Origin of the sequence: Enterococcus sp. DIV1328a (assembly GCF_050536905.1) — a bacterium.
GTDB classification, from domain to species: Bacteria; Bacillota; Bacilli; order Lactobacillales; family Enterococcaceae; genus Enterococcus; species Enterococcus faecalis.
In genome coordinates this window covers 2777731-2788402 of the sequence record NZ_CP172912.1, presented here as the reverse complement: position 1 = coordinate 2788402, position 10672 = coordinate 2777731, and the positions used below count along the sequence as shown (strand labels likewise).

The 10672-nt window shown below is 38.0% G+C and carries 14 protein-coding genes; 12 read left to right on the top strand and 2 right to left on the bottom strand.

Features of this window, described 5'->3' with window-relative positions:
- Positions 1-522 precede the first annotated feature (522 nt).
- From rpmH to IGL93_RS13340, 5 genes are all read left to right on the top strand, one after another.
- The gene (gene rpmH / locus IGL93_RS13360) at positions 523-657 is read left to right on the top strand and encodes a 50S ribosomal protein L34 (RefSeq protein ID WP_002356012.1); all 135 of its coding nucleotides are present in this window, start codon (positions 523-525) and stop codon (positions 655-657) included.
- 203 nt (positions 658-860) lie between these two features.
- Positions 861-1217, top strand: a complete 357-nt coding sequence (gene rnpA, locus IGL93_RS13355) for a ribonuclease P protein component (RefSeq protein ID WP_002356011.1) — start codon at positions 861-863, stop codon at positions 1215-1217.
- Positions 1217-2044 (top strand): YidC/Oxa1 family membrane protein insertase, encoded by an 828-nt coding sequence (locus IGL93_RS13350; protein ID WP_002356010.1) that lies wholly within the window; start codon positions 1217-1219, stop codon positions 2042-2044. Before rnpA ends, IGL93_RS13350 begins: the two co-directional genes overlap by 1 nt.
- Positions 2045-2058: 14 nt before the next feature.
- Entirely contained in the window at positions 2059-2835 is a 777-nt protein-coding gene (gene jag, locus IGL93_RS13345; RefSeq protein WP_002361456.1) for an RNA-binding cell elongation regulator Jag/EloR, read from the top strand.
- 177 nt (positions 2836-3012) lie between these two features.
- Entirely contained in the window at positions 3013-3735 is a 723-nt protein-coding gene (locus IGL93_RS13340; protein ID WP_002363545.1) for a response regulator transcription factor, read from the top strand.
- A gap of 43 nt (positions 3736-3778) precedes the next feature.
- Here IGL93_RS13340 and IGL93_RS13335 read toward each other — a convergent pair whose 3' ends face one another.
- Both IGL93_RS13335 and IGL93_RS13330 read right to left on the bottom strand, forming a co-directional pair.
- Positions 3779-4474 carry a GntR family transcriptional regulator gene (locus tag IGL93_RS13335; RefSeq protein ID WP_002356006.1) on the bottom strand — a complete coding sequence of 232 codons (696 nt, stop codon included), beginning with the start codon at positions 4472-4474 and terminating at the stop codon, positions 3779-3781.
- 133 nt (positions 4475-4607) lie between these two features.
- Positions 4608-6005 (bottom strand): CitMHS family transporter, encoded by a 1398-nt coding sequence (locus IGL93_RS13330; RefSeq protein ID WP_002356005.1) that lies wholly within the window; start codon positions 6003-6005, stop codon positions 4608-4610.
- 403 nt (positions 6006-6408) lie between these two features.
- Between IGL93_RS13330 and IGL93_RS13325 the strand changes: the two genes are divergently transcribed.
- From IGL93_RS13325 to citE, 7 genes are read left to right on the top strand one after another with little or no spacing between them, the layout of a single operon-like run.
- A complete protein-coding gene (locus IGL93_RS13325) occupies positions 6409-6771 on the top strand; it encodes a hypothetical protein (RefSeq protein WP_002356004.1) in 363 nt (120 codons plus the stop codon).
- Positions 6755-7156 carry an acetyl-CoA carboxylase biotin carboxyl carrier protein subunit gene (locus tag IGL93_RS13320; RefSeq protein ID WP_002363547.1) on the top strand — a complete coding sequence of 134 codons (402 nt, stop codon included), beginning with the start codon at positions 6755-6757 and terminating at the stop codon, positions 7154-7156. Before IGL93_RS13325 ends, IGL93_RS13320 begins: the two co-directional genes overlap by 17 nt.
- A 29-nt stretch (positions 7157-7185) precedes the next feature.
- Positions 7186-8301 (top strand): sodium ion-translocating decarboxylase subunit beta, encoded by a 1116-nt coding sequence (locus tag IGL93_RS13315; RefSeq protein WP_002383526.1) that lies wholly within the window; start codon positions 7186-7188, stop codon positions 8299-8301.
- A 21-nt stretch (positions 8302-8322) separates the two neighbouring features.
- Positions 8323-8457, top strand: coding sequence for an OadG-related small transporter subunit (locus IGL93_RS13310; RefSeq protein WP_002356001.1), 135 nt, complete (start codon positions 8323-8325; stop codon positions 8455-8457).
- 32 nt (positions 8458-8489) lie between these two features.
- Positions 8490-9482 carry a [citrate (pro-3S)-lyase] ligase gene (citC, locus tag IGL93_RS13305; protein ID WP_002408139.1) on the top strand — a complete coding sequence of 331 codons (993 nt, stop codon included), beginning with the start codon at positions 8490-8492 and terminating at the stop codon, positions 9480-9482.
- Between the two features lie 5 nt (positions 9483-9487).
- Positions 9488-9796: a citrate lyase acyl carrier protein gene (citD, locus tag IGL93_RS13300; RefSeq protein ID WP_002355999.1), complete on the top strand. Its 309-nt coding sequence runs from the start codon at positions 9488-9490 to the stop codon at positions 9794-9796.
- Positions 9784-10671 carry a citrate (pro-3S)-lyase subunit beta gene (citE, locus tag IGL93_RS13295; RefSeq protein ID WP_002355998.1) on the top strand — a complete coding sequence of 296 codons (888 nt, stop codon included), beginning with the start codon at positions 9784-9786 and terminating at the stop codon, positions 10669-10671. The genes citD and citE overlap by 13 nt, the downstream gene beginning before the upstream one ends.
- Position 10672 lies beyond the last annotated feature (1 nt).

Sequence of the window (10672 nt, the reverse complement as noted above, 5' to 3'; positions counted from 1 at the left end):
ACAGTGACCTCCTATATGTTTAAATTTTGGTTATCTAAAAAATGTGGATAACTTAAAAGAATGAGCATAGTCGATTTTAGCATTTTTTTAAAACTTTTTCCACAAGCAATTGTTCAATGTGGAAAAAAAGTACACAAGGGTGAAAAAAGTTTTCCACAGGGTGTCGACACTTGCGGAAGAAAGTGGTTGCTGAATGAGTTATCCACAAAAAGTTGAGAATAATTAAGCTTGCCACAATCATGTTTCAAGAACTTATCAACAGCTGAAAAAACACCTGTGCAAAACTTTTTAACAGGCTGTTTTTTTGTGTAAAACTAGTGGAAAAATGGCTGTGAACAGAAAAAAATGTGGAAAACTATCCACAAGCTACTCACAGGAAAATTTAATTTGTGGATAATTGAAACGAATCTTTCTCAGGAAATATTTCTTAAATTTTATTGACAAAAGACCCTATTACTCGTTATACTATCAAAGTATGTCTATATATTGATGGATAGTTACAATTTCAGGAGGTGTAATTGCATGAAAAGAACGTATCAACCAAACAAACGTAAACGCCAAAAAGTTCACGGATTCCGTAAACGTATGAGCACTAAAAATGGCCGTCGCGTATTAGCAAGCCGTCGTCGTAAAGGTAGAAAAGTTATTTCTGCTTAATGATGGTCTGGTCTTTTAAACAGTCAATTTCTAAGAACCCTTAGTTATCTCCATAATTTTTTGGAAGATGTGAAGATAACTAAGGGTTCTTTTTCTGTTTTCAATAAAAGAAAGCAGGATTCTATAGAAAAGGCTACTAAAAAAGAGCGGAAATATGCTATTATTATTAAGAAGTAAAAAAATATAGAAACAAAGGGATGCCGATGAAAAAGTCCTACCGTGTCAAGAAAGAAAAAGAATTTCAACAGGTGTTTAATAAAAAACAATCTTGTGCAAATCGTCGTTTCGTGGTGTACGTTTTAGAGAAACCACAACAAGCCCATTTTCGAGTGGGGATTTCTGTTGGGAAGAAAATTGGAAACGCGGTCACAAGAAATGCTGTGAAGCGGAAAATCCGCGCGAGTTTATTTCAATTAAAAGACCGTATCTCTCCAGAAATTGATTTTATCGTGATTGCACGTCCAGGATTGGAAAAATTATCGTCTGAAGAAGTGAAAGCTAATTTAACACATGTGTTAAATTTAGCTAAAATATTAGATGTAAGAGAGGGAATTGAGTAGTGAAGAAGTATAAGCGCTTATTATTAATGGCTGGGTTAGTGACCTTAGTCTTTGTTTTATCCGCCTGCGGAACCGCGCCCGTAAGTGAAAGTAGTACAGGAATTTGGGATCGATACATTGTTTATTATTTTGCCCAAGCGATTAAGTTCCTATCATTAGGCGGCAGTGTCGGAATTGGGATTATCCTATTTACGTTAGTCATCCGGATTATTTTATTGCCGTTGATGCATTTCCAAACGAAGAGTATGCGTAAAACACAAGAGTTGCAACCGCAATTAAAGGCCTTGCAACAAAAATATTCTTCAAAAGATCCTGAAACACAACGCTTATTCCGAGAAGAACAGCAACGTTTGTATGCAGAGAATAATGTGAATCCTTACATTGGCTGTTTACCACTGTTGGTTCAACTACCAATCATGATGGCTTTGTATCAAGCCATTTCACGCGTGCCTGAGTTAAAAGAAGGAACGTTCTTGTGGTTAAGCCTCGATAAGCCGGATCCGTATTTAATTTTACCGATTTTAGCAGCTGTCTTTACGTTTGCTAGTACGTATCTTTCAAGTATGAGCCAACTAGAAACAAATGCCTCACTGAAAATTATGAATTACGTTATGCCAGCGATGATCTTCTTTATGGGGATTTCATTAGCCAGCAGTTTATCTCTTTACTGGGTGGTCTCAAATGCCTTCCAAACAGGGCAAACATTGTTATTAAACAATCCATTCAAAATCCGTAAAGAGCGGGAGGAAGCAGCACGTCAAGCCAAAGCACGGGAGCGAGCGCTTGAACGAGCAAAAAGTCCTAAGAAAAAAGGGAAGAAAAAATAAAGGAGGTCGTTCAGATGCCGATTTATGAAGGAAATACAATCGAAGAAGCAACGCAGAAAGGCTTACAAGCACTTGGTTTAACCAAAGAGGATGTTACAATTGATGTGTTAGACGAAGGAAAAAAAGGATTTTTAGGTCTAGGAAAAAAACTTGCCCAAATTTCAATGGAACCAACGATTAGTGAGCAAGTCACAGAAGCGGTCGAAGAAACAGTGGAAGATATTGTTGTTGCCGATGAAGCAACAGCAGTGGAAGAAGCAGTTGAGGAATTAACCGAAGCAATTCCTAGTCTCTCAGAGGAATCAACACATTCTTTAGAAAATCTGGAAGACGAAGCTGCTATTACTGAATTAGCGATGTATTTAACGAATATTTCAAATGAACTGAACGCCCCTGCCATGGTTCGCATAGCGCGCGAGAATGGCAATATTATCTTCCATTTAGAAACAGAAAAACAAGGTATCTTAATTGGAAAACACGGAAAAGTGTTAAATGCGTTACAGTATTTAGCGCAAGTCTTTATTCACCGCATTGCAAGCAATAAGCTATCGATTGTTGTGAATGTCGGAAATTATCGTGAAAAACGTCATGAAATTTTGGAACGTTTAGCGAAACGCACCGCGGAAAAAGCCAAACGTACTGGGCGGCCAGTCTTCTTGGAACCAATGCCGGCTTTTGAAAGAAAACAAATTCATCACACGCTAAGTAAAGATGAGCAAATCAAAACCCATTCTGAAGGGGATGAACCTTATCGGTATTTAGTGGTTGAACCAGTTAAGAAGTATTTTTAAACAAACAAAGAAACGTTGGCAACTCTCAGCAGGGACTGAATAGTTGCTAACGTTTCTTTGTTAAATGATTTTTTAGCCATCTTCGTTTCTTTTTTTATGTTATGATAATCAGTAATTACTCCAGTAGTAAATTCAAATGAAAAAGTTTTGTAAAGAGACGTAGGGGGAGCAACAGGTATGCGTACGGAGAAAATACTGGTTGTAGATGATGATGCAGCAGTTCGTCGCTTGATTTGGAAAGCATTACAATCAACAGGTATTCTTATTTACCAAAGTGAATCAATTGAAAAAACAAAAGATATCGTGTCCAGAGTTACCTTTGATTTGTTCATTTTAGATGATAACTTGGAACATGACAGCGATGGTTACTACTTAGTCCAAATGATTAGAGAGAAATATCCACTAGTGCCAATTATCTTTTTTAGTAGCAAAAAAGAAGAAGAGGATATTATTGCAGCCTTGGAAATGGGCGTGGATAGTTATATAACGAAACCTTTTTCCTTGAATGTTTTTAAGGCTCAGGTGATTGCTTCGTTGAATCGAGCTCGAATGATTCGAAAACAATTGAATGTTTATAAAAAAGAAGAGCTACAGGTAGGCGATTTCCGTTTTGATTATGGTCGTTATCAACTATTTAAAAAGGATTTACCTATTTCATTGTCTTCGAAAGAAGTTCAATTAATTCAATTTTTTCTGGAGAATCCCGAGCAAGTATTCTCTAAAGAACAAATTTACAGCAGTGTTTGGGGTACTGGGGATGTCGATGCGAATACGATTATGGTTTTTATTAATCGTTTACGAAGTAAATTAGAAGAAAACCCGAAAGAACCTTGTTACCTTCGGACCGTTTGGGGCATTGGTTATACCTTTACGCCAGATGGTTGCGTACAAAAAAAATGAAAAAAGGCCCGCAGCTGCACGAGCGACTGCGGGTCTTTTTTGCTTATTCAATTTGCCGACGTTCCATTTCTTTCAAAATAAATTGAAGCGAACGATTTAGATGTTCATGGGTTAAAAGTGTGATCTGGTCAATATTCTTTGTTTTCATTCCGCGGAAAATTAACCAATGTTCTTCTAGGGCAATACTACGACGTTCTGAGGCACGAATCGCAATATCTCTGAAATAGATTAAGTAAGCATGGAGATCAGTCACAATTTTTTTTAAACGTAGCATCTGACTCTTAGTATAAATAAAGGAATTAAAATCTGAAAAGTTCTGTAGTAAGTCATCTACTTGGTTATTTTTATTGTATTGTTCTCCTTCGAGAAGTAAGGCTTCCAATTCATCAAAATCTTCTGGTGTCATGAGTTCCATGGCTTTAATGGTTGCTAAAGTGTCCAAAGATTTACGAATATCATAAATTTCATAAGCATCTTTCATACTAATCCCTTTAACCACGATACCCACCATAGGTATATGTTCCACCAATTGTTCTTTGACCAATTCTTGTAAAGCAAAGCGAATGGGCGTCCGACTAATGTTTAATTGCTCGGAAAATTCTTTTTCGTTAATCCGTTCACCCGCAGGAATATCCCCTAAAATAATGGTTTTTTTAAAGGCTTCGTAGGTACAAATTTTTAGAGGTTTACTGCTGGTTAAATCTAAGTTCCGTTTTACTGCTTCAACCGTTGGATTCATATGAGGCACCTCCCTATAGGTTATTTTTATAGATAATAAATATAATATTAAAAATGAAAATATAACGCAAGAAAAGACAAAATGAAAAGAAAACCGAGGAGAAAAGGCACTCCTACGGTTTCAGCGACGACGTTTAATTTTGTGGAATAAATAAAGGCATGTGACCTAAAGCAACAATTGTAACAACGAAAATAACGAAAATTCCTAAGGCATATTTTGCCGATTCTTTTTGCCATTGGCCCATATCTAAACCAGTTAAACGTAATAGCAAGTAAATAAATGCCACTAATGGACTTAATAAGTGGAACGCTTGCCCCATTAAGGAAGCTAAAGCCATAGACATATTGTCAAATCCATAAGAACGTCCAGCTTCTGCTAGGACTGGTAAGACACCGAAATAGAAACCATCGTTTGAAATAAAGAATGTTCCTGGTGCTGAAATGAACGCAATCACTAAGCCCCAAGCGCCGGCTAATTGTTTTGGAATAATATTAACAAAGCTATTTGCTAAGGCATTGGCCATACCAGAACCTTGGAATAAGCCCATGAAGACGCCAGCAGCAAAAACTAAGATAACTACTTGCACAGCATCACCAGCATTTGCACTGATACGGCTGCTTTGATCTTTTAATTTTGGATAGTTGATCATTAAAGCGATACAAGTACCAACTAGGAATAATAATAACGGTGGCATTTCAATCCACGAAGGCAAACCTAATTGACCAACGAATGAACTTAGGACTAACCATCCGATTAAGACAATCGTTAAAATACCATTGAATGCAAAATTCTTTGGACGACGAATTTCTAATAACTCAGGATCGTTAACAATAGTCATTTCTTCCAATTCTTTATCAGTAAGCGTTGTCACGCCTAAGCGAGCACGTTCTTTTTTCCCCATGCGATAAGCAACAAAGAAGATAACATACAATACAGATAAAATCATACCAGGTGCTAAATAAGAAAGAATGTCGGCATCAACTTCTAGTACGGCCATGGCACGAGCTGTTGGACCGCCCCAAGGTAATAAGTTCATAATGGTGTTTTGTAAGATAACAAGCACACCTAAATTCATCAATTTCATATTAAGTTTTTTGTAGATGGGAATAAACGCAGAACAGCAAATCAAGGTCGTAGTTGTTCCATCTCCGTTTAAGGAAACAGCAGCAGCAACTACCGCAGTAGCCATCAAGACTTTCATTGGGTCGCCTTTAGCAAAGTAAATCATTTTTTTAGTGATTGGGTCAAACAAACCAGCATCCAACATAATAGAGAAGTAAAGAATGGCAAATAATAACATAATACCAGTTTTTGAAGTAGTTGAAATCCCATCTAAGACGAAATTCCCAATGTTGACTTCAGGGACAACACCGTCAGCACCAGGTGGCGGACTCGCTACTCCAGTTGCAATTGCAATCAAAGTAAAAATAAGAGGAATAATTACTAAAGATGTAAACGGTGACAATTTCTTTTTCATGATTACATACATAAAGATGATAATCATACCATAAGCTAAAATAGTGAGTAACATGTTTTTCTTCCTTTCTTTTTTAGAACTTTTTTGTAAGCGTTAACAACCGGTGTTAATAAAAAAGAATAGCCATGAGAAATGTTTCACAGTATTCTGGTTTACAACAAAAAATATTTTTTGTGTTTGTCTATAGTGTGAGAATATACAAACTTTCGCAGAGAATAAATAGCCTAAAACAAAAAGAACATCAAAAAAACAATTCAACAATCAAATTCTTATTAATAACTTAATATAATATTAATAGAATCTTAACGGCTGATAAATGCTTATATACCAATGTTTACAGAGTTTTTTTCACAAAATAAACAATAAAAGAACAATCTGAGCTAGTGTTTTCACTAGGTTTTTTAACGGTTTTTTCTATAATGAACGTATACCAAGAATTAGTGAAAGGAGAGACAATATGGGCCTATTTAAGTCCTTATTCAAGAAAGAGCAACACACGCAGGATACCGAGATTAATGAAAGCGTTATCCAACGTGAAGCGGATAACTTGGAAAAGCGATGGATAGATATACCAGCATATATTCCTGCTGAGCCAAAAGAATATCAATTGGTAAGTATTGTGGCCACTGCCATCGCAGCAGGAGAGTTTCCAGAAAGTCGTTTTGTTATCAAAAAAATCGCAAAACGAAATCCAGAAGCAAAAGAAGTTGCCATTATTGCAGCCAGTATAGCTGCAGAGCTTTCAGAAGAGTCTCAGCTAGTTGTCAAAAGAATTTCAAAACAAAACCTTGAGGAGGATCATTATGTTACGCAAATTTAAAATTTCAATTGATGGGAAAGAATATTTAGTCGAGATGGAAGAAATCGGTGGCGTCCCACAACCAGCACCTGTTGCGCCACAACCAACAGCGCCAGTTGCTACGACAGAAACACCAGCCCCTGCTGTTGAAGAAGCCCCAGCGCCAGCAGCACAGCCAGCCGCCCCAGCAGGAGCAGATGCAATGCCTGCGCCAATGCCAGGAACTGTGTTAAAAGTATTAGTCAATGTTGGTGATACGGTGTCTGAGAACCAACCATTGTTAATTTTAGAAGCAATGAAGATGGAAAATGAAATCGTTGCAGGAAAAGCAGGTACGGTAACAGGAATTCATGTTACCCAAGGCCAAATTGTGAATCCAGGGGAACCATTAATAACAATTAACTAGAATTAATTTAAGAAGAGGAAGTGATTTGTGTGGAGACACTGATTCAAGGTGTTATAGGAATGGGCCAAGAACCAGGACGCATTGTGATGATGCTGATTGGTGGACTATTAATGTATTTAGGAATAAAAAAAGAGTATGAACCAACACTTTTAGTGCCGATGGGTTTAGGAACGATTTTAGTGAACTTTCCCAATTCCGGCGTATTGAGCGCTGGCGGCGAGCCAGGTCCGTTTAATGTTCTTTTTGATTTTGGAATAAAAACAGAGTTATTCCCGTTATTATTATTTATTGGGATTGGGGCAATGATTGATTTCGGGCCATTGTTACAAAATCCGTTTATGTTGATGTTTGGTGCCGCTGCACAGTTTGGGATTTTCTTTACAGTTATTATGGCTGTTTTATTAGGTTTTGATTTAAACGATGCTGCTTCGATTGGGATTATTGGTGCCGCTGATGGTCCAACGTCTATTTTCGTAGCAAATACCTTACATTCAAAATACATGGGGGCCATAATGGTTGCCGCTTACTCCTACATGGCGTTAGTTCCGATTATTCAACCAGTAGCGATTAAAGCAGTGACGACGAAAGCCGAACGTCGGATCCGTATGACTTATCGGGCCGGTGAAGTTTCTCAAACAGCGAAAATTCTTTTCCCGGTTGTTATTACGATTGTCGCAGGGTTAATTGCGCCGGTGTCATTACCATTAGTTGGTTTCTTAATGTTTGGGAACTTATTAAGAGAATGTGGCGTTTTGGATCGTTTATCCATTACAGCTCAAAATGAATTGGTCAATATTATTAGTATCTTGCTAGGACTATCTATTTCCGTTAGCATGAACTATGCAGAGTTCTTAAAAGTCGATACGTTGATGGTTATTGGCTTAGGGTTAGTCGCCTTTATTATGGACTCAGTCGGCGGCGTGCTTTTTGCTAAATTCTTGAATTTATTTAGAAAAGAAAAAATCAATCCAATGATTGGTGCTGCGGGTATTTCCGCTTTCCCAATGTCTAGTCGGGTCATTCAAAAAATGGCTACAGATGAAGACCCACAAAACTTTATTTTAATGCATGCTGCTGGTGCCAACGTTTCAGGACAAATCGCTTCTGTAATTGCTGGTGGCTTACTATTAGCCTTTTTAACATAGGACGGAAAGGAGAACGAATACATGTCTGTTAACATGGAAGATTTAAAAATTGCATTTGAACTGTTAGGTTTTGGTTGGGGCGGCGTTTTCGTTGTTTTATTTATCATTTATCTAGCGTCTAAATTACTAACAAAATTATTTCCAATTAAAAAATAAAGGAGGTTATTGCTGTGAGCAGCGTATATACAATGAAAAGAATCTGGTTGCAAAAAGATAAAAAAGCTTATCAAGCTTGGCGCGAATTAATGGAAAAAGCCGAATTGCAAACGACAGAAGCACTTGATTACACCGTTGGCATATATGATGACACAGCATTAATCGCCTCTGGCTCGCTTTCAGGCAAAACGATTAAGTGCGTGGCCGTTTGTAAAAAATATCAATCTGAAAATTTGTTAACCCAATTGGTGGTTCATCTACTTGAAAAACTGAGAGAAGAAAACCAATTACACAGTTTTTTGTATACAAAACCAAAAAATGAACAAATTTTTCAGTCGCTAGGCTTTCAAAAAGTGGTTGCGAATCAAGAGGTGCTATTTATGGAGCAAGGCAAACCAGATTTTGCCGATTATCTTGGTTACCTGACACAGCATAAAAAAGCAGGGCCAGCCAGTAGCATTGTCATGAATGCAAATCCTTTTACGAAAGGCCATCAGTACTTAGTCGAAAAAGCAGCCAAAGAAAGTCCGCACGTTTATGTGTTTGTTTTATCTGAAGATAAATCGCTGTTTTCAAAAGAAGCACGTTTCGCAATGGTGCAAAAAGGGGTAGCCCATTTACCCAATGTGACAGTCCTATCTACAGAAGATTACTTAGTTTCGTCTGCGACTTTTCCTACCTATTTTTTGAAAGAAAAAGCGCCATTAGAGGTAGCTGCAATTCAAGCAACGCTTGATGCAACGTTATTTAAAGAAAGAATTGCGCCCATACTTGAAATTCAGCAACGTTATGTGGGAGAAGAGCCTTATTCAGAAGTGACCGATGTCTACAATCAAGCAATGCAACAAGTTTTCGGACAAACGATAACGCTAACCATTGTCCCGCGATTAGCGATTGATGGAGAGCTGATTAGTGCGACGAAAGTTCGCAAAGCGATGGCTGAAGGCGACAAAGAGACACTCAAGAAGTTTTTACCAGCAACAAGTTATCAATACTTAGTAGAACACAAGAAACTAATGAGGTGAAGAAAGTGAAGATTATCAAAAATGCTACTGCAGGGACAGTAGAATCAAGTGATATTATGATTACCGTCCAACCCATTGAATCAACAGAAAATACCATTGAATTAGAAAGTAGTGTCGAAAAACAATTTGGCAATCAAATTCGCCAGGTGATTACGACAACTTTGGAACATTTAGATGTCCAAGGCGTTGCGGTCAAGGCGATTGATAAAGGGGCATTAGATTGTACAATCAAAGCTCGGATGATTACAGTTTTACATCGAGGCGCTGAAAAAGAAACGTATGATTGGAAGGAGTTGGACTCATGGAACGTTTAAGAAGAACAATGATGTTTGTCCCTGGAGCGAACGCAGCAATGCTAAGAGATGCACCTTTGTATGGGGCAGATTCAATCATGTTTGATTTAGAAGATGCAGTTTCATTAAAAGAAAAAGACTCTGCCCGTGTTTTAGTCCATTCTGCTTTGAAAACTTTCGATTATGGCAATATTGAAATTGTTGTTCGGATCAATGCTTTAGATGCCGGTGGTGCAGAAGATATTGAAGCAATGGTCTTAGCTGGTGTCGATGTGATTCGTTTACCAAAAACAGAAACAGCCCAAGATATCATTGATGTCGAGGCAGTCATTACAGAAGTAGAACAGCAAAATGACATTCCCGTAGGAACAACGAAAATGATGGCTGCCATCGAATCGGCTGAAGGTGTTCTAAATGCGCCCGCGATTGCCAAAAGTTCAACTCGCTTGATTGGCATCGCGTTAGGCGCCGAAGACTATGTTACCAATATGAAAACACGGCGCCATCCAGATGGCCAAGAACTATTCTTTGCTCGTAGCATGATTTTACATGCCGCTCGAGCAGCTGGGATTGCAGCTATTGATACGGTCTATTCAGATGTAGACAATACGGAAGGCTTTGAAGCCGAAGTTCGTTTGATTAAACAGCTAGGTTTCGATGGGAAATCGGTGATTAACCCTCGTCAAATCCCATTAGTTAATACTATTTATGCGCCAACAGAAAAAGAAATCCAGAATGCTAAGGAAGTAATCTGGGGCATTCGGGAAGCCGAAGCAAAAGGTTCCGGTGTTATCTCCGTAAATGGAAAAATGGTTGATAAACCAATTGTTGAACGAGCTGAACGGGTCATTGCGTTAGCATTGGCGGCTAAATTAATTACCGAGGAGGAAATATAGA